The organism is Vibrio sp. SCSIO 43132 (genome assembly GCF_019904195.1).
GTDB lineage: Bacteria > Pseudomonadota > Gammaproteobacteria > Enterobacterales > Vibrionaceae > Vibrio > Vibrio nigripulchritudo.
Genome location: NZ_CP063199.1, coordinates 3,912,538 through 3,935,153, shown reverse-complemented (window position 1 = coordinate 3,935,153; position 22,616 = coordinate 3,912,538). Strand labels below are relative to the sequence as shown.

The 22,616-nt window shown below is 47.8% G+C and carries 16 protein-coding genes, 4 tRNA genes and 3 rRNA genes; 15 read left to right on the top strand and 8 right to left on the bottom strand.

The features are described 5' to 3' along the window. Together INR79_RS17845 and INR79_RS17840 are read left to right on the top strand one after the other, a co-directional pair. Window positions 1-474, top strand: a complete 474-nt coding sequence (locus INR79_RS17845; RefSeq protein ID WP_004406478.1) for a DUF494 family protein — start codon at window positions 1-3, stop codon at window positions 472-474. 11 nt (window positions 475-485) lie between these two features. Then, on the top strand, window positions 486-1,055 hold the full coding sequence (locus INR79_RS17840; protein WP_223095389.1) for a type I DNA topoisomerase: 570 nt from the start codon (window positions 486-488) through the stop codon (window positions 1,053-1,055). A gap of 45 nt (window positions 1,056-1,100) precedes the next feature. Here INR79_RS17840 and INR79_RS17835 read toward each other — a convergent pair whose 3' ends face one another. Both INR79_RS17835 and purE read right to left on the bottom strand, forming a co-directional pair. After that, window positions 1,101-2,228 (bottom strand): 5-(carboxyamino)imidazole ribonucleotide synthase, encoded by a 1,128-nt coding sequence (locus INR79_RS17835; RefSeq protein WP_223095387.1) that lies wholly within the window; start codon window positions 2,226-2,228, stop codon window positions 1,101-1,103. Between the two features lie 5 nt (window positions 2,229-2,233). Next, window positions 2,234-2,719 (bottom strand): 5-(carboxyamino)imidazole ribonucleotide mutase, encoded by a 486-nt coding sequence (purE, locus tag INR79_RS17830; RefSeq protein ID WP_223095385.1) that lies wholly within the window; start codon window positions 2,717-2,719, stop codon window positions 2,234-2,236. A gap of 191 nt (window positions 2,720-2,910) precedes the next feature. On the opposite strand from purE, the gene INR79_RS17825 reads away from it, so the two are divergent. The 4 genes from INR79_RS17825 to INR79_RS17810 all read left to right on the top strand — a co-directional run bounded on the left by INR79_RS17825 (window position 2,911) and on the right by INR79_RS17810 (window position 5,611). After that, complete coding sequence (locus INR79_RS17825) at window positions 2,911-3,468, top strand: L-threonylcarbamoyladenylate synthase (protein WP_223095383.1); 558 nt, start codon at window positions 2,911-2,913, stop codon at window positions 3,466-3,468. 22 nt (window positions 3,469-3,490) lie between these two features. Next, window positions 3,491-4,408, top strand: coding sequence for an oxygen-dependent coproporphyrinogen oxidase (hemF, locus tag INR79_RS17820; protein ID WP_022552141.1), 918 nt, complete (start codon window positions 3,491-3,493; stop codon window positions 4,406-4,408). Between the two features lie 101 nt (window positions 4,409-4,509). Next, window positions 4,510-5,340, top strand: a complete 831-nt coding sequence (gene aroE, locus INR79_RS17815; protein ID WP_223095381.1) for a shikimate dehydrogenase — start codon at window positions 4,510-4,512, stop codon at window positions 5,338-5,340. A 4-nt stretch (window positions 5,341-5,344) separates the two neighbouring features. Further along, a complete protein-coding gene (locus tag INR79_RS17810) occupies window positions 5,345-5,611 on the top strand; it encodes a DUF1488 domain-containing protein (RefSeq protein ID WP_022592594.1) in 267 nt (88 codons plus the stop codon). Here the strand turns inward: INR79_RS17810 and INR79_RS17805 are convergent. After that, a complete protein-coding gene (locus INR79_RS17805) occupies window positions 5,601-6,152 on the bottom strand; it encodes a gamma carbonic anhydrase family protein (protein ID WP_223095379.1) in 552 nt (183 codons plus the stop codon). The two genes, INR79_RS17810 and INR79_RS17805, sit on opposite strands and share 11 nt — an antisense overlap. Window positions 6,153-6,638: 486 nt before the next feature. Between INR79_RS17805 and INR79_RS17800 the strand changes: the two genes are divergently transcribed. The 7 genes from INR79_RS17800 to INR79_RS17770 all read left to right on the top strand — a co-directional run bounded on the left by INR79_RS17800 (window position 6,639) and on the right by INR79_RS17770 (window position 12,117). Further along, window positions 6,639-8,190 (top strand): 16S ribosomal RNA (locus INR79_RS17800). A 65-nt stretch (window positions 8,191-8,255) separates the two neighbouring features. Beyond that, window positions 8,256-8,332, top strand: a tRNA-Ile gene (locus INR79_RS17795). Window positions 8,333-8,373: 41 nt separating this feature from the next. Further along, a tRNA-Ala gene (locus INR79_RS17790) sits at window positions 8,374-8,449 on the top strand. Between the two features lie 307 nt (window positions 8,450-8,756). Then, window positions 8,757-11,642: ribosomal RNA gene (locus INR79_RS17785) — 23S ribosomal RNA — on the top strand. A gap of 93 nt (window positions 11,643-11,735) precedes the next feature. Beyond that, window positions 11,736-11,851 (top strand): 5S ribosomal RNA (gene rrf / locus INR79_RS17780). The 16S, 23S and 5S rRNA genes sit together here with 4 tRNA genes alongside, the layout of an rRNA operon. A gap of 44 nt (window positions 11,852-11,895) precedes the next feature. Next, a tRNA-Asp gene (locus INR79_RS17775) sits at window positions 11,896-11,972 on the top strand. 68 nt (window positions 11,973-12,040) lie between these two features. Continuing rightward, window positions 12,041-12,117, top strand: a tRNA-Trp gene (locus INR79_RS17770). 288 nt (window positions 12,118-12,405) lie between these two features. Here INR79_RS17770 and ilvY read toward each other — a convergent pair. Further along, window positions 12,406-13,290, bottom strand: a complete 885-nt coding sequence (gene ilvY, locus INR79_RS17765; RefSeq protein ID WP_022599053.1) for an HTH-type transcriptional activator IlvY — start codon at window positions 13,288-13,290, stop codon at window positions 12,406-12,408. 160 nt (window positions 13,291-13,450) lie between these two features. Between ilvY and ilvC the strand changes: the two genes are divergently transcribed. Beyond that, window positions 13,451-14,935 carry a ketol-acid reductoisomerase gene (ilvC, locus tag INR79_RS17760; RefSeq protein WP_004399648.1) on the top strand — a complete coding sequence of 495 codons (1,485 nt, stop codon included), beginning with the start codon at window positions 13,451-13,453 and terminating at the stop codon, window positions 14,933-14,935. A gap of 221 nt (window positions 14,936-15,156) precedes the next feature. Here ilvC and ubiK read toward each other — a convergent pair whose 3' ends face one another. The 4 genes from ubiK to INR79_RS17740 all read right to left on the bottom strand — a co-directional run bounded on the left by ubiK (window position 15,157) and on the right by INR79_RS17740 (window position 20,356). Further along, window positions 15,157-15,408 (bottom strand): ubiquinone biosynthesis accessory factor UbiK, encoded by a 252-nt coding sequence (gene ubiK, locus INR79_RS17755; RefSeq protein ID WP_004399649.1) that lies wholly within the window; start codon window positions 15,406-15,408, stop codon window positions 15,157-15,159. Between the two features lie 116 nt (window positions 15,409-15,524). Further along, complete coding sequence (locus INR79_RS17750) at window positions 15,525-18,650, bottom strand: multidrug efflux RND transporter permease subunit (RefSeq protein WP_022604151.1); 3,126 nt, start codon at window positions 18,648-18,650, stop codon at window positions 15,525-15,527. An 11-nt stretch (window positions 18,651-18,661) separates the two neighbouring features. Next, entirely contained in the window at window positions 18,662-19,768 is a 1,107-nt protein-coding gene (locus INR79_RS17745) for an efflux RND transporter periplasmic adaptor subunit (RefSeq protein ID WP_223095377.1), read from the bottom strand. Window positions 19,769-19,786: 18 nt separating this feature from the next. Beyond that, window positions 19,787-20,356, bottom strand: coding sequence for a TetR/AcrR family transcriptional regulator (locus INR79_RS17740; RefSeq protein WP_139063225.1), 570 nt, complete (start codon window positions 20,354-20,356; stop codon window positions 19,787-19,789). A 197-nt stretch (window positions 20,357-20,553) separates the two neighbouring features. Between INR79_RS17740 and rep the strand changes: the two genes are divergently transcribed. After that, complete coding sequence (gene rep, locus INR79_RS17735) at window positions 20,554-22,569, top strand: DNA helicase Rep (protein ID WP_022611778.1); 2,016 nt, start codon at window positions 20,554-20,556, stop codon at window positions 22,567-22,569. Window positions 22,570-22,616: the final 47 nt, after the last annotated feature.

The following is a 22,616-nucleotide window of genomic DNA, read 5'->3' as shown; positions in this document are numbered from 1 at the left end:
ATGATGGACATACTGATGTATTTGTTCGAGACCTACATCCACAGCGATGCGGAATTAATGGTCGATCAAGATGAGTTGGAAGATGAGCTCCTGAGAGCGGGATTCCATCAAAAAGAGATCTACAAAGCCCTGAACTGGTTAGAGGACTTGGCAGCGCTGCAGCAAAGCGATGCACAATCCGCCATGAGAACCAGTGCAGCTACGTCGGTACGTATTTACACTCGTACCGAAATGTCACGCTTAGACCTGGAATGCCGCGGATTCCTAATGTTCCTTGAGCAGGTCGAAGTACTAACCGCTGAAACCCGTGAAATGGTCATTGACCGTGTCATGGGGCTGGAAACCAACGATTTCCAGCTCGACGATCTGAAATGGATTGTGCTGATGGTACTGTTTAACGTACCTGGCAATGAAAACGCCTACACCCAGATGGAGGAGCTCCTGTATACTACGGAGAGCGGTATTCTTCATTAACGGTGGAGTGAATGAGCGGTAAAATCGATGCACAACTTTTCTCTGCCCATGAGCATGCACTGGAAACAGAGCCGTGCCCTCAATGTGGCGGAGAATTGTCTTTGCGCCATGGCAAATATGGTCCTTTCTTAGGGTGTAACCAATACCCTGCTTGCGACTACATTCGTAACCTTAACCAGAATGACGGTCACGTCGTTAAAGAACTTGGTGTACCTTGCCCGAAATGTGCCAGTGAGCTGGTATTAAGGCAGGGTCGATATGGCATGTTTATTGGTTGCAGCAGCTACCCCGAATGCCATCACATCGAATCTCTGGATGCACCAAAAGAAGAGCAAGTTCCTCAAGACGAGATAGCGTGCCCAGAATGTAAAACCGGGCATTTAGTGGAAAGAAAATCTCGCTACGGCAAAATGTTTTATGCCTGCGATAGCTACCCTAAGTGCAAGTTTGCCGTGAATCACAAACCGGTTATCGGGACGTGCAGCGAATGTAATTACTCACTATTAGTAGAGAAGAAACTGGCGTCCGGCGCAAAAGTTGTGTGTGCGAATCGGAAGTGTCAGAAAGAGCAAATTCAATAAAAAACGGCACTCATATGAGTGCCGTTTTTTACGAGTAATTACGTGTTACAAAGCTTGAGCACTTTCCTTTAAAGCGGGAAAGGCATCGGCATCCAATATGCTTGCAAGCTTTACCAGTGCCGCTTTCAACGCTTCGTCGCTGCCTGCGCACACATTGATGTGTCCCATTTTACGACCTGCACGCTTCTCCTTGCCATACCAGTGAACGTGACACTCTGGCATCGCCAGAACACTTTCTGGTACTTGGTCTTCACCTAAGATGTTGACCATAGATGTCGGACGCACAAGCTCCGTACTGCCTAAAGGCAACCCACACACAGCACGTAAGTGGTTCTCGAACTGGCAGGTTTCCGCACCCTGCTGAGTCCAGTGACCAGAATTGTGAACACGAGGCGCGATCTCGTTAACCAGCAGTTCGCCATTTACATCGAAAAATTCCAATGCCAAAACACCAACATAGCCAAGTGATTCGGCAACCGCCGTGAACGCTTTATTTGCCTGGGTTTGCAAAGCTTTATCATCAATTGCCGTCGAAAGCGTAAGTACACCATCGGTATGAACGTTCTCTGCCAGCGGGTAGATTGCGATTTCGCCTGCCGCATTTCGAGCGCCAACTAATGACACTTCACGCTGAAATGGCACAAACTCTTCTGCCACGATGGCTTGGTTTGGCGTTTCTGCGATGCATTCAGACATTTCCTGCCAAATCGCCTCTGCCTGCGCTTTGTCTTTTAAGCGCCATTGTCCTTTACCGTCGTAACCGCCAAGCGTGCTTTTCAGCACCATTGGAATGCCAACGTGTTCGATGGCTTGCTCAAAGGCCGCTTTGGTGTTGATCACAAAGTACTTGGCGTTTTTAACGCCAGCGTTATCGAGTAAAGATTTTTCGATGCGACGATCACCACCTGCTTTGATGGCATCGGTAGTCGGGAAGAATTTGCCGCTTTTCTCGCACTCATCCAGTACATCATGAGGAATGTGTTCGAACTCAGCCGTAATCACGTCCGCCTGGTTTATCGCATTGGCTAACCCACTGCCAGTAACCTGGTTAGTTAGCGGATGAACAATGTTTTCCGAGCCCACATCAAAAGCGGAAATTTCAATGTTCAGAGGCGCACCAGCCAAAGACATCATTCGAGCCAGTTGACCAGCACCTAAGACTAGAACGTGCATGGGTATCAATCCTCTGCTGGATTCGGGTTAGCCAAAACCGTATCTGTTTGCTCTTGGCGGAAAGCTTCAACTTTTGCCATCACATCTTCATTGTGTGTACCAATGATTTGTGCTGCTAGGATACCAGCGTTTGCAGCACCGGCTTCGCCGATTGCCAGCGTACCTACTGCGATACCTTTAGGCATCTGAACAATAGAAAGCAAAGAATCCATGCCTTTCAGAGCACGAGACTGAACCGGAACACCTAGAACCGGTAAGCTTGTGAATGCTGCAGCCATACCCGGCAGGTGAGCCGCACCGCCAGCTCCGGCGATGATAACCTTGATACCACGCTCTTTTGCGCTGTTGGCGTAGTCGGCCAATAGTTGCGGTGTACGGTGGGCAGAAACCACTTTCGTTTCATAAGAAACACCAAAGCGATCCAGCATTTCTGCTGCTAGCTTCATGGTTGGCCAATCAGATTTAGAACCCATAATAATACCGACTTGCATCTCAAAACTCCTTCAGCGCTTTTATTGGGTGAGCGGATATTTTGCGCGCATTATACGTAGAAATGACATTAAGGAAAACGTTTGCACAAATTCGTTTTAAGGTTTGATACAGTTTCCCGGCAAATTACTTTGAGTGGTCGTGTAAACTCTTTGTACACTATTGTTCAAATGTTAAGTAAAAGGGCCTCAAATTGACCAATTTTGAAAACACAGTTCAAGCGCTGCGCGATGGCGAAGTGATTGCTTACCCTACGGAAGGCGTATTTGGTGTGGGCTGTGACCCTGACAATGCTGAAGCCATTATGAAGCTGCTAGAGCTTAAGAAACGCCCGGTCGAAAAAGGGCTGATTCTTATTGCTGCAAATTTTGATCAATTAAAGCCTTACGTAGATGAGAGCGCACTAAGCGAAGAAGCAAAGGCGGCTGTGTTCGCGACCTGGCCAGGTCCTGTTACCTGGGTGATGCCAGCGAAGCCAGAGCTGTCAAACCTGCTTTCGGGTCAGTTTGACTCAATTGCGGTACGCGTAACTGACCACCCTCTGGTTCAAAAACTTTGCGAGACGTTCGGTAAACCGCTAACCTCTACCAGCGCCAACCTGACAGGTGAGCCTCCATGCATGACTTTTCAGGAAGTTCAGGTTCAACTGGGCGATCATTTAGTGGCGATTCTGGAAGGCGAAACGGGTGGACGCGAGAAGCCAAGTGAAATTCGTGACGCTTTGACTTCCCAAGTATTAAGACAGGGGTAACCTGCGAACAAAGGAACATACGATGTCAGAGATAAACAAAGATGCAGTAAAGTACTTTTTATTGAGTCTGCAAGACACCATTTGCCAGAAGCTGGAAGACGCGGATGGTAAGGCGGTGTTCAAAGAAGACATCTGGCATCGTGAATCTACCGAGCGGTTAGGTGGCGGTGGTCGAACTCGTGTGATGACGGGTGGTCAGGTTTTTGAGCAGGGTGGTGTCAACTTTTCTCATGTCTCTGGTCGAGAAATGCCAGCTTCTGCGACCGCTCATCGCCCTGAACTGGCAGGACGAAAATTCGAAGCTATGGGGGTCTCTTTAGTAATGCACCCAAATAACCCTTACATACCCACGTCCCACGCTAACGTACGCTTTTTCATTGCAGAGAAAGAAGGTCACGACCCCATCTGGTGGTTTGGTGGTGGCTTTGATCTGACTCCTTTCTATCCGTTCGAAGAAGATTGCCAGTACTGGCACAATACCGCTAAAGAAATCTGTGCGCCGTTTGGTGAAAACGTCTATGCCGAGCATAAAAAGTGGTGTGATGAGTACTTCTTCCTACCTCACCGAAACGAGACTCGTGGCGTCGGCGGATTGTTTTTTGATGATCTGAATGAATGGGGATTCGATAAAAGCTTTGAATACATCAAAGCCGTAGGGGAAGGGTACACCGACGCGTTGCTTCCTATTATTGAGCGCCGAAAAGAGACAGAGTTTGGTGAGCGAGAGCGTCAATTCCAGCTTTACCGACGCGGACGCTATGTTGAGTTCAACCTGGTTTACGACCGAGGCACTCTGTTTGGCTTACAAAGCGGTGGGCGAACGGAGTCTATTTTAATGTCCATGCCGCCACTGGCTCGATGGGAATATGACTATCAGGTTGAACCTGGTACCCACGAAGACGATTTGTACCAAAATTACCTAAAGCCCAGAGACTGGTAGATTGCAGCCATAAGTGCCGAGAGTCCGATGGCTTGAGGCTATCTGGGTATGATGATAGGGTCGGTTAAAACGATCCTATTTCTATTTTTGCAGGCAAGGAAATGACGCAAAACATCGATCAGTACGTAGTATTTGGCAATCCTATCGGGCACAGCAAATCCCCCTTTATTCATACACTCTTTGCCCGGCAAACGAATCAATCGCTCACCTATACAACCATGCAGGCACCTATTGGTGGCTTTGTTGAGTCCGCAAAAGAGTTTTTTGCGAATGGAGGTCGAGGTTGCAATATCACGGTTCCATTTAAAGAGGACGCCTACCAGTTTGCTGATCGACTGACCGAACGAGCACAACTCGCGGGTGCAGTGAATACACTGAAAAAGCTCGATGATGGAGAAATCATTGGCGATAATACCGATGGAGAAGGTCTCGTTCAGGACTTGCTTCAGTATCAGGTTCCCCTCAAAGGCGCGAGAATACTGACTATTGGCGCTGGTGGTGCGGCGCGTGGTGTTATCAAGCCGTTACTGGATCAGTCCCCTGCAAACATCGTGGTGGCTAACCGCACTTTTTCTAAAGCCCAAAAATTAGAAGAAATGTTCAAAGAGTTTGGTGCTATTGAGGCAGTGCCAATGGAAGAGATCCAAACCTCTTTCGATGTTGTTATCAATTCCACTTCAGCCAGTTTGAGCGGTGATTTGCCTGCTATTAGCCCGGCAATATTTGATAAACACACCGTGAGCTACGACATGATGTATGGACAAGGTCTTACTGCATTTAATCAATGGGCAAAAGATAAAGGTGTTGCTCAGACCTACGATGGATTGGGAATGCTGGTTGGGCAAGCGGCAGAAAGCTTTATGCTTTGGCGTGGGTTAAGACCGGGTACTAAGCAAATCTTAAGAGAACTAAGAAAAAATTTAGAAGGATAACTCAGTGAATCAATCGATTTTATTTCCAGACATGCAGACATGGGATGAAGAAAATCAAGCGATTCGTTTTCCCGCCCAGCAATCAGGTATGTTGATTGAGTGTCTGGTGTCGTTGGAAATGATTCAAGAGATCAGTAAAGAAGAGATCAAAGAAGAACAGCAAGCTCTTTCATTATTCTCACAGTATCGCTTCGAGATAGAAGAACTTGCTGAATCTTTAATAGAAGATGAAGATTACGACAGTAACGGTAATATCGTCATCACTCGTTAATGTTTTCTACTTCTGTAAGATATTCATTTTTAGTCCGTACGTAGTTGCTGGCGGACTTTTTAAGAAACGCAGTTTCTTTTTCAGTTAGTGGTCGAGCTTGTTTTACAGGGCTACCGATATAGAGGTAGCCACTTTCCAATACCTTGTTTGGTGGCACTAAGCTACCCGCTCCGATCATCACATCATCTTGAATCGTCGCGCCGTCCAAAACAATCGCCCCCATTCCTACCAGTACCCGGTCTCCAATGGTGCATCCGTGAAGCATCACTTTGTGTCCAACTGTCACCTCATTACCAATAATAAGAGGGTAACCTTCGGGGTTCTCAGGGTTCTTGTGCGTAACGTGAAGAACAGACCCATCCTGTACATTAGTGCGATCACCGATGCGAATATGGTTCACATCCCCTCGTGCAGCAACCAAAGGCCAGATACTGGCATCTTTCCCTATTTCAATATCGCCAACCAAAACTGAGCTGCTATCTATATAGACGCCCTCACCAATTTTTGGGCAAATACCCTTATAACTTCTCATTGAGCTCATAATTTCTCCTTAACTAAGGCGATTAAAGGGCAAAAATCGATAGAAGAGTAGTGAAAATACACTCTTTTGAATAAAAAACACCCAAACGATTTAGAAATCAAAAAAAACATCAAAAAGCGCTTGCCAATGTGATGCTGATCTCTATAATGCCCCCTCGCTGACACGGGATGGCTTCGAAAGAAACCAAGCGAGTCAGAGGTTAGATTAGAGCGCTGAAAAGCAAACGAAATAAACTGAAAAAAGTGTTTGACACAAATGTTTATCTCGCTAAAATAGCCGTCCGATTTGAGTAGAGCTCAAATCAATGTTCTTTAACAATATAGACCTATCAATCTGTGTGGGCACTCGTTGATGATAATCCAAATAGATACTTCGGTATCAATTTAGGTTTCAATGAACTGAGTGACCAATCGGTAGCAATACCGGCACAGTCAATTCAACATTACTATGTAATGTAATCAGTATTCATTGAGCCGACCAAATCTTAAATTGAAGAGTTTGATCATGGCTCAGATTGAACGCTGGCGGCAGGCCTAACACATGCAAGTCGAGCGGAAACGAGTTGTCTGAACCTTCGGGGAACGACAACGGCGTCGAGCGGCGGACGGGTGAGTAATGCCTGGGAAATTGCCCTGATGTGGGGGATAACCATTGGAAACGATGGCTAATACCGCATAATAGCTTCGGCTCAAAGAGGGGGACCTTCGGGCCTCTCGCGTCAGGATATGCCCAGGTGGGATTAGCTAGTTGGTGAGGTAAAGGCTCACCAAGGCGACGATCCCTAGCTGGTCTGAGAGGATGATCAGCCACACTGGAACTGAGACACGGTCCAGACTCCTACGGGAGGCAGCAGTGGGGAATATTGCACAATGGGCGCAAGCCTGATGCAGCCATGCCGCGTGTGTGAAGAAGGCCTTCGGGTTGTAAAGCACTTTCAGCAGTGAGGAAGGGTGTGTATTTAATAGATGCGCATTTTGACGTTAGCTGCAGAAGAAGCACCGGCTAACTCCGTGCCAGCAGCCGCGGTAATACGGAGGGTGCGAGCGTTAATCGGAATTACTGGGCGTAAAGCGCATGCAGGTGGTTTGTTAAGTCAGATGTGAAAGCCCGGGGCTCAACCTCGGAACTGCATTTGAAACTGGCAGGCTAGAGTACTGTAGAGGGGGGTAGAATTTCAGGTGTAGCGGTGAAATGCGTAGAGATCTGAAGGAATACCGGTGGCGAAGGCGGCCCCCTGGACAGATACTGACACTCAGATGCGAAAGCGTGGGGAGCAAACAGGATTAGATACCCTGGTAGTCCACGCCGTAAACGATGTCTACTTGGAGGTTGTGGCCTTGAGCCGTGGCTTTCGGAGCTAACGCGTTAAGTAGACCGCCTGGGGAGTACGGTCGCAAGATTAAAACTCAAATGAATTGACGGGGGCCCGCACAAGCGGTGGAGCATGTGGTTTAATTCGATGCAACGCGAAGAACCTTACCTACTCTTGACATCCATAGAACTTAGCAGAGATGCTTTGGTGCCTTCGGGAACTATGAGACAGGTGCTGCATGGCTGTCGTCAGCTCGTGTTGTGAAATGTTGGGTTAAGTCCCGCAACGAGCGCAACCCTTATCCTTGTTTGCCAGCACTTCGGGTGGGAACTCCAGGGAGACTGCCGGTGATAAACCGGAGGAAGGTGGGGACGACGTCAAGTCATCATGGCCCTTACGAGTAGGGCTACACACGTGCTACAATGGCGCATACAGAGGGCGGCCAACTTGCGAGAGTGAGCGAATCCCAAAAAGTGCGTCGTAGTCCGGATTGGAGTCTGCAACTCGACTCCATGAAGTCGGAATCGCTAGTAATCGTGGATCAGAATGCCACGGTGAATACGTTCCCGGGCCTTGTACACACCGCCCGTCACACCATGGGAGTGGGCTGCAAAAGAAGCAGGTAGTTTAACCTTCGGGAGGACGCTTGCCACTTTGTGGTTCATGACTGGGGTGAAGTCGTAACAAGGTAGCCCTAGGGGAACCTGGGGCTGGATCACCTCCTTATACGATGATTATTGCGATGAGTGTTCACACAGATTGATACGGTTTATAACGTTAAGAGCAATGTTGGGTCTGTAGCTCAGCTGGTTAGAGCGCTCGCCTGATAAGCGGGAGGTCGGTGGTTCAAGTCCACTCAGACCCACCACTATCTTCCCAAAGATAGCGGGTCAGACATTGAATCTTTATGGGGCTATAGCTCAGCTGGGAGAGCGCCTGCCTTGCACGCAGGAGGTCAGCAGTTCGATCCTGCTTAGCTCCACCATCTTTAAGTATTTTCTTGATACAGAATATTTAAAAATGGTTCTTAACGAATCATGCTCTTTAACAATTTGGAAAGCTGACGAATAGCAACAATCCCCTTATCTTCGGATAAGCGTTGTTATTCAATTAAAAGTTCTCAAATCCTATGTCTTTTGAAGATGTAGGTACCAACACACATTCAAGTGTTCTTGGAAACATCCATAGGATGTTTATATTTGAGTCCGGCAAAATCGAATGTCTCTCGCTCATTCAATAATGAGAGACACAACCTTGGTTGTTTGAACATACAAGACCTCTTGGGGTTGTATGGTTAAGTGACTAAGCGTACACGGTGGATGCCTTGGCAGTCAGAGGCGATGAAGGACGTACTAACTTGCGATAAGCCCAGATAAGACAGTAAGAGTCATTTGAGTCTGGGATTTCCGAATGGGGAAACCCACTTACATAAGTAAGTATTGCTGAGTGAATACATAGCTCAGTGAAGCGAACTCGGGGAACTGAAACATCTAAGTACCCGAAGGAAGAGAAATCAACCGAGATTCCGAAAGTAGCGGCGAGCGAAATTGGATTAGCCCTTAAGCTTTTTATGCGTCAGGTGAAGCTTCTGGAAAGGAGCGCGATACAGGGTGATAGCCCCGTAACCGACAGCGCATTTCAAGTGAAATCGAGTAAGGCGGGACACGTGATATCCTGTCTGAATATGGGGGGACCATCCTCCAAGGCTAAATACTACTGACTGACCGATAGTGAACCAGTACCGTGAGGGAAAGGCGAAAAGAACCCCTGTGAGGGGAGTGAAATAGAACCTGAAACCGTGTACGTACAAGCAGTAGGAGCCCTTCGGGGTGACTGCGTACCTTTTGTATAATGGGTCAGCGACTTATATTCAGTGGCAAGGTTAACCATCTAGGGGAGCCGTAGGGAAACCGAGTCTTAACTGGGCGCTCAGTCTCTGGATATAGACCCGAAACCAGGTGATCTAGCCATGGGCAGGTTGAAGGTTGAGTAACATCAACTGGAGGACCGAACCGACTAATGTTGAAAAATTAGCGGATGACTTGTGGCTAGGGGTGAAAGGCCAATCAAACCTGGAGATAGCTGGTTCTCCCCGAAAGCTATTTAGGTAGCGCCTCGGACGAATACTACTGGGGGTAGAGCACTGTTAAGGCTAGGGGGTCATCCCGACTTACCAACCCTTTGCAAACTCCGAATACCAGTAAGTACTATCCGGGAGACACACGGCGGGTGCTAACGTCCGTCGTGGAGAGGGAAACAACCCAGACCGCCAGCTAAGGTCCCAAAGTATTGCTAAGTGGGAAACGATGTGGGAAGGCTCAGACAGCCAGGATGTTGGCTTAGAAGCAGCCATCATTTAAAGAAAGCGTAATAGCTCACTGGTCGAGTCGGCCTGCGCGGAAGATGTAACGGGGCTAAGCAATACACCGAAGCTGCGGCTGCATACTTTGTATGCGGGGTAGGGGAGCGTTCTGTAAGCCGTTGAAGGTGGTCTGTAAGGGCTGCTGGAGGTATCAGAAGTGCGAATGCTGACATGAGTAACGATAAAGGGAGTGAAAAACTCCCTCGCCGGAAGACCAAGGGTTCCTGTCCAACGTTAATCGGGGCAGGGTAAGTCGACCCCTAAGGCGAGGCTGAAAAGCGTAGTCGATGGGAAACGGGTTAATATTCCCGTACTTCTTACAATTGCGATGGGGGGACGGAGAAGGCTAGGTGGGCCTGGCGACGGTTGTCCAGGTTCAAGTGCGTAGGCTTGAGAGTTAGGTAAATCCGGCTCTCTTTAAGGCTGAGACACGATGTCGAGTCACTACGGTGATGAAGTCATTGATGCCATGCTTCCAGGAAAAGCCTCTAAGCTTCAGATTGTAAGGAATCGTACCCCAAACCGACACAGGTGGTCGGGTAGAGAATACCAAGGCGCTTGAGAGAACTCGGGTGAAGGAACTAGGCAAAATGGTACCGTAACTTCGGGAGAAGGTACGCTCTTATCGGTGAAGTCCCTTGCGGATGGAGCTGACGAGAGTCGCAGATACCAGGTGGCTGCAACTGTTTATTAAAAACACAGCACTGTGCAAAATCGTAAGATGACGTATACGGTGTGACGCCTGCCCGGTGCCGGAAGGTTAATTGATGGGGTTAGTCTTCGGACGAAGCTCTTGATCGAAGCCCCGGTAAACGGCGGCCGTAACTATAACGGTCCTAAGGTAGCGAAATTCCTTGTCGGGTAAGTTCCGACCTGCACGAATGGCGTAATGATGGCCACGCTGTCTCCACCCGAGACTCAGTGAAATTGAAATCGCTGTGAAGATGCAGTGTACCCGCGGCTAGACGGAAAGACCCCGTGAACCTTTACTACAGCTTGGCACTGAACATTGAACCTACATGTGTAGGATAGGTGGGAGGCTTTGAAACGCAGTCGCCAGATTGCGTGGAGCCGTCCTTGAAATACCACCCTTGTAGCTTTGATGTTCTAACTTGGCTCCCTTATCGGGAGTGAGGACAGTGCCTGGTGGGTAGTTTGACTGGGGCGGTCTCCTCCCAAAGAGTAACGGAGGAGCACGAAGGTGGGCTAAACACGGTTGGACATCGTGTGGTTAGTGCAATGGCATAAGCCCGCTTGACTGCGAGAATGACAATTCGAGCAGGTGCGAAAGCAGGTCATAGTGATCCGGTGGTTCTGAATGGAAGGGCCATCGCTCAACGGATAAAAGGTACTCCGGGGATAACAGGCTGATACCGCCCAAGAGTTCATATCGACGGCGGTGTTTGGCACCTCGATGTCGGCTCATCACATCCTGGGGCTGAAGTCGGTCCCAAGGGTATGGCTGTTCGCCATTTAAAGTGGTACGCGAGCTGGGTTTAGAACGTCGTGAGACAGTTCGGTCCCTATCTGCCGTGGGCGTTGGAAGATTGAAGGGGGCTGCTCCTAGTACGAGAGGACCGGAGTGGACGAACCTCTGGTGTTCGGGTTGTCATGCCAATGGCATTGCCCGGTAGCTAAGTTCGGAATCGATAACCGCTGAAAGCATCTAAGCGGGAAGCGAGCCCTGAGATGAGTCTTCCCTGATACTTTAAGTATCCTAAAGGGTTGTTCGAGACCAGAACGTTGATAGGCAGGGTGTGTAAGCGTTGTGAGGCGTTGAGCTAACCTGTACTAATTGCCCGTGAGGCTTAACCATACAACACCCAAGGGGTTTTGTGGGCTCAGATAAGAACATTGAATGTGTAAGAACTAGAACTTAAAAAAACAGCTTTCCAGATTAAAGAATTTGCTTGGCGACCATAGCGTTGTGGACCCACCTGATTCCATGCCGAACTCAGAAGTGAAACGCAATAGCGCCGATGGTAGTGTGGGGTTTCCCCATGTGAGAGTAGGACATCGCCAGGCTTTATATTTGAACATCTGCTTATGATAAGCAGGTCTTCCACTGCGGAGTGGTAGTTCAGTTGGTTAGAATACCGGCCTGTCACGCCGGGGGTCGCGGGTTCGAGTCCCGTCCACTCCGCCATTTATTTAAGAAGCCTCGCTTAGTGCGAGGTTTTTTTGAATCTGACATTTAAAGATTCAATACAGTTTAGGGGTGTAGCTCCAATTGGCAGAGCAGCGGATTCCAAATCCGCGTGTTGGGAGTTCGAATCTCTCCACCCCTGCCATATAGAAAGCCTCAGCAGAAATGCTGGGGCTTTTTTGCATCTATTGCTTTTGCAAAGCAAGTGTTGGGAGCTGGATCGCCAGCCCGGTCGAATCTCCGGAGTGCCGGCTCAGTCCCCCCTGTCATACAGAAAGCCTCAGCGGAAATGCTGAGGCTTTTTTTGCATCTATTGCATTTACAAAGCAAGTGTTGGGTGCTGGATCGCCAGCCCAGTCGAATCTCCGGAGTGCCGGCTCAGCTCCCCTGCCATACAGAAAGCTTCAGTAGAAATATTTGGGGCAATTGCTATCTATACAAACTTTCCTTCAACCAGCTCCCATAGCGCTTTGATCATCGGATTGGAGATCTGTGCTTGTTGGCAACATACACCTAATTGTAATGGTTTAAGAGGTTGCACCTTTAAGCGCTCTACTTTATCGCGTACTGGGCTGTTGTTAATGACCACATCTGGTGCAAAGCCAACGCCACAACCTAGAGCGACCATGCTTACAATGGCTTCATGTCCTGCCACTTGAGCGTAAACGTTGGGCTTAAGTTTCATTTTTTTAAACCAGTGATTGGCTCTGTCTCTTGCTGTTCCTGCCTCTGGAACGATAAATGGAATTTGAGACCAGGCTGGGTTTTCTTGATTGAGTAATGGAGCAAAGCTGCTGTTGCCCGTTGGCGCTATTACCGACAAAGGGATATCGCTGATGGTTTCAAACATCAATTTGGCTGGCATGTTGTCGGGTTTGGCTGAAATTGCGATATCTGCTTCGTCATTGAGGATCTTATCTATCGCCTGAGCTGGGTCACCTGTAGACAGTTTTAGCTCGATATTGGGGTACTGAATTCGAAAGTCATTGAGCAAGTCTGGAAGGTGAGAATAACTGGCGGTAACGGAACAAAATAGCCTTAGTTCACCGGTTAAAGCTTCGGTTTCTCCCGATACCGAAGAGCGAAACTGATTCCACTCGCCAATCATCTGGATTGCAACAGGAAGCAGCTTCTTACCTGCCGGTGTCACATCCACACTGCGGTTATCACGAAGAAATAAGGTCTGCTGAATTTCGTCTTCGAGTTTTTGTATTTGTCTGCTGAGTGCCGAAGGACTGATGTGCATTGCTGTCGAGGTTTTACTAAAACTTCGACTGTCGCAAAGATGGACAAAGTATTGAAGGCTTTTGATGTTCATAATGGTGTCATTTTGAGCAATGAAAAGATCGGTTGTTGCGATTATCACAATTACTAATTGTGAATATATCACTTTGAGCAACTTAATGTCTGAATTAGTATGAGGGTATTCGACATTGAGCTGTCGACCTTATGGAAAAATTAAACAGGAGTTCCAGAAAATGGCTAACTACTTCAACACCTTAAACTTGCGTGAGCAACTAGACCAACTAGGTCGCTGTCGCTTTATGGATCGCAGCGAATTTGCAACAGAAGCTGATTACCTGAAAGGTAAGAAAGTGGTCATCGTAGGTTGTGGTGCGCAAGGTCTTAACCAAGGTCTGAACATGCGTGACTCTGGTCTGGACGTATCTTATGCGCTACGTCAGGCTGCGATCGATGAGCAACGCCAGTCGTTCAAAAACGCAAAAGACAATGGCTTTGAAGTAGGAAGCTACGAGACTCTTATCCCTCAAGCGGATCTTGTGATGAACCTTACGCCGGACAAACAACACACTAATGTGGTTGAAACGGTAATGCCTCTAATGAAAGAAGGCGCTGCTCTGGGCTACTCCCATGGCTTCAACGTGGTTGAAGAAGGAATTCAGATCCGTAAAGACCTAACGGTTGTAATGGTTGCTCCTAAGTGTCCGGGTACGGAAGTTCGTGAAGAATACAAACGTGGCTTCGGTGTTCCTACACTTATCGCGGTTCACCCTGAGAACGATCCAAAAGGCGAAGGCTGGGACATCGCGAAAGCTTGGGCTGCGGCAACAGGCGGTCATCGTGCAGGTTGTCTAGAGTCTTCTTTTGTTGCTGAAGTTAAGTCTGACCTAATGGGTGAACAAACCATCCTTTGTGGCATGCTTCAAGCGGGCTCTATCGTATGTTACGAGAAGATGATTGCTGACGGTGTTGATGCTGGCTACGCAGGTAAACTTCTGCAATACGGTTGGGAAACAGTGACTGAAGCACTGAAGTTCGGTGGTATCACTCACATGATGGATCGTCTGTCTAACCCAGCGAAAATCAAAGCATTTGAGCTATCTGAAGAGCTAAAAGATCTGATGCGTCCTCTGTACAACAAGCACATGGATGACATCGTTACGGGTCACTTCTCTAGTACTATGATGGCTGACTGGGCAAACGACGATGTGAACCTACTTGGCTGGCGTGCAGAGACGGGTGAAACTGCTTTTGAAAACTACCCAGAAACTGACGTAGAAATCTCAGAGCAAGAGTACTTCGACAACGGCATCCTAATGATCGCTATGGTTCGTGCGGGTGTTGAGCTGGCTTTCGAAGCTATGACGGCGTCTGGCATCATTGATGAGTCTGCATACTACGAGTCTCTACACGAGCTTCCACTGATTGCAAACACCATTGCTCGTAAGCGTCTGTACGAAATGAACGTGGTTATCTCTGATACTGCAGAATACGGTAACTACCTGTTTGCTAACGTTGCTACTCCACTGCTACGCGAGAAGTTCATGCCTTCAGTAGGCACAGACGTTATCGGTAAAGGACTGGGTGAGTCTTCTAACCAAGTAGACAATGCTCGCCTAATCGAAGTGAACGAAGCGATTCGTAACCACCCAGTTGAGTACATCGGTGAAGAGCTTCGCGGTTACATGACTGACATGAAACGTATCGCAGTAGGCGGCTAATTCCGACTACTCAGAAGCTAGGAATTCACTAACGTTCAAAGTGAGTGCCTTCTTCTGAAACTGAAGATTTGTTCCAGCGTGGTCGAGTAAATCGACTACGCTTATAAAGCAAAAGAACTCCAGCAGACTGGGGTCGATAATACAAATAGTAAACACAACATAAATAAAAAAGGCTTGTTCCATTTGGAGCAAGCCTTTCTTTTTGTATCAACTTCTTGAGTCTACTTATCTGCAAGCTTCTCTTCGAGCTCTGCCAGCTTTTGCTCCATTTCTGTCAGCTTTTGACGAGTGCGAAGCAGTACTTGAGTCTGTACATCAAACTCTTCTCGGCTAACAACATCCAGCTTGTTTAGCTGACCTTGAATGACCTGGCGTACTTTATGTTCTACATCGCTGCCAAGTTCTTTTACAGGTTGTGGCATCGATTCATGAATCTGTTTGGCAATTTGTTCGAGTTTCTTCGGATCAAACATGGGTAACTCCTTTCTATTTGGTTCCATTTTATGTAATTCCACGTACAAAGTCGTTAGCTACAGATAAGAAAAAGGCTACCTAAGTAGCCTTTTTACGAACCAAAGTTCTCGTTGGTTTAGACCGATTCGTTACGAATCTCTCGCTGTGCTGCTTTCGCTTCGTCAACGCGAGCCAATTTGTCCAGTTCCTTGTCTTCAACAAAGACTGGCAATGGTTTGTGGTCTTCTGCTAGGTAACTGTATATCACCGGAAGTACGAACAGGGTGAATAGAGTACCGATTGCCAGACCTGCCACGATAACAATACCGATGCTGAATCGCTGAGCGGCACCTGCGCCTGTTGCGTACATCAGAGGAATCAGGCCTGCGATCATCGCAGCAGTGGTCATCAGGATTGGGCGAAGACGAACCTTCGCGGCTTCCATAACAGCCTGCATCTTGTTCTTCTTGTTATGAAGCTGCTCTTCTTTGGCAACCTCACAAATCAAGATACCGTGCTTAGTGATAAGCCCGACAAGGGTAATCAGACCAACCTGCGAGTAGATGTTCATTGATGCCGCACCCCACGCAAGGGCAATCAAAGCACCACATATCGCCAGAGGTACCGATACCATGATAACCAGTGGATCTTTCACGGATTCAAACTGAATCGCCAGTACCAAGAAGATGATTGCTAATGCCAATCCGAAAGTTGCATACAGTGCGCTTCCTTCAGTAACAAACTGGCGAGAGGCACCCATGTAATCATGGTTGTAACCCGCAGGCAATTTGGTCTCAGCAATGTTCTCAAACCAATTGATGGCTTCACCCATGGCAATACCTGGAGAAGGAACTGCGCCTACAGTGGCAGAGTTTAATTGGTTAAAGTGAGGTAATGAGCGAGGCTCTGCTACCACTTCAATCGAGATTAAACTGCCCAGAGGAATGGCTTTGCCATCTGCTGCGCGAACATAGTAGTTGTTCATCGATTCCGGGTTCAGGCGGTACTTACGTTCTACCTGAGGAATAACTTCATACGAACGACCATTCAAATCGATTCGGTTAACGTAACCATCGGCCATCATGGTGCTTAGGGTGATACCTATGTCTTGCATGGTCACTCCGTACACACCCGCCTTATCTTTATCGATATGGATTTTCATGGTGGCTGAGTCGTAGTTCAGATCCAGATCTGAGTATACGAACAACGGGCTGCCATTCACTTCAGTCAATACATCCGTTGCTACCTGGAACAGACTTTCGAAGCTGTTTGGTGTTGTCATAACGAACTGGATAGGCAGACCAGAACCTGCCCCTGGAAGTTCTGGCATCTCGAATGCCGTGACTGCCATACCCGGGATGTCCTGTACTAACTGACCCACACGGTTTTTCACGTCTGCCTGACTGGCTTCACGCTCACTCCAAGGTACCATTGAAGCAATACCAAACGCCTGGTTGGAGTTAGGTACACCAGTGAAGACCTGTGCGAACGCGACTTCAGGCTGATCCGACAGAATCTTATTTACGTCGTTCATGGTGTTTTGCATGAAGTCCAAGTTGGCGTTGGACGGTGCCGTACCCATCAGCATGACCACACCTTTATCTTCTGCTGGGGCCAGTTCACTTGGGATGAACTTAAACAGCATTGGAAGGCTGGCAAATACAATGATGGCAAACGCGATGATGACAGGGCGACGCTGCATTACAGCAGCCAGCATGCCTTCGTATTTGTCCGACATGCGATCCAGGAAGTTATGAACGGTCTGCTCAAATTTGCTTGGCTTTTCGTTTGCCTTGAGCATTTTTGAACACATCATCGGCGAAAGCGTCAGTGCCACGATACCAGAGACAAATACCGAACCTGCAAGCGTTAAGGCAAACTCCTTGAAGAGCGACCCAGTGATGCCACCCATCATTGCGATTGGTGCGTACACTGCACCCAACGTCAATGTCATTGCGATAACTGGAACCGCGATTTCACGAGTACCAATAATGGCTGCGCGGAATGGAGACTCACCCAGCTTGATGTGGCGGTCAACGTTTTCTAATACGACGATGGCGTCATCTACTACCAGACCGATGGCAAGTACCATTGCCAGTAGTGTCATCAGGTTCCATGAGAAGCCCATTGCCTGCATAACCATCGCCACACCAATCAAAGAAAGTGGAATAGTAACGATTGGAATAAGCACCGCACGGAAAGAGCCCAGGAAGAGGGTGATCACCACCAATACAATCAGCGCTGCTTCCAGAATGGTTTTAATAACCTCCTGAATAGATTCATTGATTGCAATAGTGGAGTCATACATGACTTCCATTTTGATGTTACTTGGCAGGTTTTTCTCGAGCGTTGGCAATAACTCCAGCACGTCTGCCGCAATGTTGATCGGGTTTGCACTTGGCGCGGCGTTGATCGCTGCTACTACCGCTTCCTGACCATTAGCACTTGCACGATAAACGTCATGGCTTTTTTCCAGAGATACCTTCGCGATGTCGCCAAGGCGGATCACCAAACCTTCGCCAGTTTTCACTACCAGTCGACGCAGTTCTTCTACGTTGGAGATTTGTGTGTCGGCACTGCCGTTGTACAGCACAAACTCACCAGTAGACTGACCCGTTGCAGACTGATAGTTGTTGGCGTTCAATACGCCCATCACGTCGGTTGCAGTTAAGTTTAGCGCGCCCATTTTCGCAGGATCCAGCCATACACGCAGGGCGTATTTCAAACCGCCGTAAAGGTCGATTTTTGACACACCGTTAACCGTAAATAGCTGAGGATTGATCACTCGCTCAAGATAGTCTGTTAACTGGCTAGACACCAATTCATCACTGGTGAAACCAATGTAGAGAACCGCGGTGGTTGAGCCTGTCGACATGGTAACAGTTGGGTCTTCGGCTTCTTTTGGAAGCTGTGAACGCACCGAGTTGGTTTTCGCCAGAATGTCAGCCAAAGCAGCGTTGGGATCGGTATTGAGCTTCATGGTTACCGTAATGGTGGATTTACCCAAAACGGACTGAGACGTCATAAAGTCAATATTGTCTGCCTGTGCGACGGCTTGTTCCAAGGGCTGTGTAATAAAGCCCTGAATCAGATCGGCACTGGCTCCGTAGTAACTGGTTGAAACGGTTACTACTGTATTCGTCATTTCAGGGTATTCACGAACCTGCATTTTGAACACCGCTTGCAAACCAAGCAAAGCAATCAAAAAGCTGATCGATACCGCTAAAACAGGACGTTTAATAAAAACATCAGTAAAGCGCATGCTTCCTCCGATTACAGCATTGGTGTTTCAGCAGGTGGGTTGATTGCATCGCTTTCAACAATGCGCACCTTCGCTTCATTACTCAGGCGAACCTGACCAGAGGTAACAACCACATCACCCGGGTTCACACCTTCCAGAATATGAGCAATGTGACCGGTACGTTCACCCACTTTGATGACTTGCTGTTTTACGCGTTGCTCGCCATTTTCATCCGACAGGATATAAACGTTGTCGCCATATAGAGTAAACGTAATCGCTGTTTGCGGCAGAGTGACCTGATTCTCGATGATTGGCAGGATAATGTTCGCGCGGGCAAACATACCGCTGCGCAAGCGTCCGTCATTGTTAGGAATGTCGGCCTGAACCTGTACCAAACCACTTTGCACGCTGACTGCTGGCTCAATTGCACTAATGGAACCTTCGAATGAACCTTCAGGGTACGCATCTACTTTAATGTCGACTTGCTGTCCGATGTTGATGCGAGAGATATCGGTTTGAGGAACCGTAAAGCGCAGACGCATAACACTGGTGTCTTCTAGGCGAACGATGTCGGTGCCTGGCTGCAGGTACTGGCCTAGGTAAACGTTACGAATACCGACTACGCCAGCAAATGGGGCTTTGATTTCTCGGCGCTCAATGGACGCTTTCAGGCTTTCAATGTCTGCAGAAAGCGACAAGTAAGCTGCTTGCGCATCGTCGTAAGCTTCTTTCGAGACAGAGCCTTTTTTGTAAAGACCAGCGTAGCGTTTGAATTTCGCTTGAGCAGCAGGAAGTTTCGCCTGAGTACTTTTCAGGTTCGCGCGCTCAACCTCTGAATCCAGAGTGATCAGAGTCTGGTCATTTTTCACTGTTGCACCAGATTCAAACTGAATTTTATCGATCACACCGCTGGTTTCAGTGGTCAGGGTGACGCCTTGATTAGGTTCGATAAAACCGATAGCTTCAATGGTAGGCACCCAGTCTACGGCTTCCACCTTTGTTACCGTCACAGGAAACTCAGGCTCTGGACGGTTTGCCAGATACTCAGCGATCTTTTGTTGCTTAAACAAGTTGAAACCTATCACGCTGCCGAACAGCAAAACCGCGATAAGTAACATAAAGAAAGTCCACTTTTTCATTCTCTTCAGAACTCCAAGTTAGTGTTGAACAATGGCATCCCAGCTGGCTTCAATCGCCGCTTCTAATGCGTCATCATCGAGTTGAAAGATCCCTAAGGCATGTTTTCGAGCAAGAGTGACTCCCACTTCCAAACTAAGACCAGATAAAATTGGGTTATCTAAAGGTTTTAGAACACCCGATTGTTTGCCCTCCGTGAACATTTGATCCACTTTGGCAAACATTTCCCGTTCAAGTTCCCTGATATTCATATACGCTGGTGTGGGTAGCGACTCATACTGGAGTTGATTGCACAGCGTTCGCCCTTCTGTTCGGGCTAAGTGCCAGATGTTAAGCCACATAACGCGGAAACGTTGTTTTAAGGGCATTTCATCGTCGACGTTTGCTTGAACAACATCGGCAATTCTCTGCGAGACCATTTTCCGAACTTCTATCAACAAATCATCTTTGTCGCTGAAATAACGATAAATGGTGCCCGCTGCTACACCGGCTGAATGTGCAACTTTTTGCATTGATATGCCATGGAACCCTTCCTCTGCAAGTAATTTTTCTGTCGCTTGCAATATTTTCAACCGCTTATTATTACTCATTGGGTTTTGATCCTCATGGTTTGTGCTACCCAAAGCAAAAATGAATGAACGTTCATTCATTATACTTCCAACCCTATGGCATCATGCAACAGTTAATTTGCATGAATCTTAGATTTGAAGAGGCAATTATTCTTGGAATAAATCAGATGAGGCAATTACACTATGCCTCCAAAAGTTCGAAACCACAGAGACATCAAATGAAGCTGAACCCCAGACAAGATGAAGCCGTGAAATACGTGTCTGGTCCGTGCCTGGTTCTGGCAGGGGCAGGGTCGGGTAAAACTCGTGTTATTACCAATAAGATCGCTTATCTGGTTCAGCAGTGCGACTACAAGGCACGCAATATTGCGGCGGTAACCTTTACCAATAAAGCTGCCCGGGAAATGAAAGAGCGTGTCGGGCAAACCCTTGGTAAGCAGGAATCCAAAGGGTTGATGGTGTCGACGTTTCACACCCTAGGTCTGAACATTATCCGACGCGAATACAAGGCACTTGGCTTAAAAGCGGGTTTCTCGCTGTTTGATGATCAAGACCAGATGGCGCTGTTGAAAGAACTGACTGAAAAAGAACTCGATGGTGATAAAGACTTACTGCGCTCATTGCTCAGCCATATTTCGAACTGGAAAAACGACATGTGGTCGCCAGCACAAGCCATTGAGCGTGCGCGTGGAGAGCAAGAGAAATTATTTGGTCACTGCTTTGAAATGTACCAAAAGCAGATGAAAGCCTACAACGCACTGGATTTTGATGATCTGATTGCTTTGCCGGTGATGCTACTCAAATCCAATGAAGATGTACGCCAACGCTGGCGAAATCGCATTCGCTATTTGTTGGTCGATGAATATCAGGATACCAACACCAGTCAGTACGAATTGGTGAAATTAATTGTCGGTGAGCGTGGGCGTCTTACAGTGGTGGGAGACGATGATCAGTCTATTTATTCCTGGCGTGGAGCTAAGCCACAAAACTTGGTTTTGCTAGGGCAAGATTACCCTAATCTAAGGCTGATTAAACTAGAGCAAAATTATCGCTCTACTAGCCGAATCCTTCGCAGTGCGAATATCTTGATCGCCAATAACCCCCACGTGTATGAAAAGACACTCTTTTCAGAAATCCCAGATGGGGAAATGCTGAAAGTACTTACTTCTAAAAATGAGGATCATGAAGCGGAGCGTGTGACGGGAGAATTGATTGCTCACAAGTTCTTAAATCGCACTGACTATAAAGACTACGCCATTTTGTACCGTGGTAACCATCAGTCGCGTCTGATTGAAAAATCTCTGATGCAAAACCGTATCCCCTATAAGATTTCCGGTGGAACCTCGTTTTTTGCGCGTGCTGAAATCAAAGACATCATGGCGTATTTAAGAGTGTTGGTGAATCCGGATGACGACAACGCGTTTCTTCGGATTGTTAACACGCCGCGCCGTGAAATTGGTCCGGTGACTCTGGAAAAGCTGGGCAGCTACGCCAACATGCGTGGCAAAAGTCTGTTTGAAGCGAGCTTTGAGCTTGGGTTGGAGCAGCATTTGTCCGGGCGTGGATTGGAGAACCTTCGGAAGTTTGTCCAATGGGTCGTGGCGATTTCCGACAATGCAGAACGTGGCAATACGGTAGAGGCTGTACGCTCTTTGGTGCGGGATATTAACTACGAAGACTGGCTCTACGAAACCTCCTCTAGCCCGAAAGCGGCTGAGATGCGGATGAAAAACGTTTCCGATCTTTACAGCTGGATTGTGGCTGACCTTGAAGGCGACAACTATGATAACGAAGAAAAAACATTAAAAGAGGTAGTACAGCGCCTGACGCTTCGCGACATGATGGAACGAGGTGAAGATGACGATGATGCGGACCAGGTTCAGTTGATGACGTTGCATGCATCGAAAGGTCTGGAGTTTCCATACGTCTATCTGATTGGGGCGGAAGAAGGAATATTGCCCCACCAAACCAGTATCGATGAAGAGAATGTCGATGAAGAACGCCGCTTAATGTACGTGGGGATTACCCGAGCACAAAAAGAGCTGACTTTTACCTTGTGTAAAGAGAGACGACAGTTTGGTGAATTAATCAAACCTCAGCACAGCCGTTTTCTCGATGAGTTACCATTTGACGATGTGGAATGGGAGCAAGCGAAAAAGCCAGTTTCTCAGGAAGAGCGCATGCAAAAAGGACAAGCCCATATTGCCAATTTAAAAGCGATGTTTAAGAAGTAGAAAAGAAACAAAAAGAGCAACGACATCCGTTGCTCTTCCCTTTATAT

Coding starts and splice junctions, on each gene's coding strand:
- INR79_RS17845 (WP_004406478.1), top strand. CDS start 1: ATGATGGACATACTGATGTATTTGTTCGAGACCTACATCCACAGCGAT.
- INR79_RS17840 (WP_223095389.1), top strand. CDS start 486: ATGAGCGGTAAAATCGATGCACAACTTTTCTCTGCCCATGAGCATGCA.
- INR79_RS17835 (WP_223095387.1), bottom strand. CDS start 2,228: ATGCACGTTCTAGTCTTAGGTGCTGGTCAACTGGCTCGAATGATGTCT.
- purE (WP_223095385.1), bottom strand. CDS start 2,719: ATGCAAGTCGGTATTATTATGGGTTCTAAATCTGATTGGCCAACCATG.
- hemF (WP_022552141.1), top strand. CDS start 3,491: ATGTCAGAGATAAACAAAGATGCAGTAAAGTACTTTTTATTGAGTCTG.
- aroE (WP_223095381.1), top strand. CDS start 4,510: ATGACGCAAAACATCGATCAGTACGTAGTATTTGGCAATCCTATCGGG.
- INR79_RS17805 (WP_223095379.1), bottom strand. CDS start 6,152: ATGAGCTCAATGAGAAGTTATAAGGGTATTTGCCCAAAAATTGGTGAG.
- ilvY (WP_022599053.1), bottom strand. CDS start 13,290: ATGAACATCAAAAGCCTTCAATACTTTGTCCATCTTTGCGACAGTCGA.
- ilvC (WP_004399648.1), top strand. CDS start 13,451: ATGGCTAACTACTTCAACACCTTAAACTTGCGTGAGCAACTAGACCAA.
- ubiK (WP_004399649.1), bottom strand. CDS start 15,408: ATGTTTGATCCGAAGAAACTCGAACAAATTGCCAAACAGATTCATGAA.
- INR79_RS17750 (WP_022604151.1), bottom strand. CDS start 18,650: ATGCGCTTTACTGATGTTTTTATTAAACGTCCTGTTTTAGCGGTATCG.
- INR79_RS17745 (WP_223095377.1), bottom strand. CDS start 19,768: ATGAAAAAGTGGACTTTCTTTATGTTACTTATCGCGGTTTTGCTGTTC.
- INR79_RS17740 (WP_139063225.1), bottom strand. CDS start 20,356: ATGAGTAATAATAAGCGGTTGAAAATATTGCAAGCGACAGAAAAATTA.
- rep (WP_022611778.1), top strand. CDS start 20,554: ATGAAGCTGAACCCCAGACAAGATGAAGCCGTGAAATACGTGTCTGGT.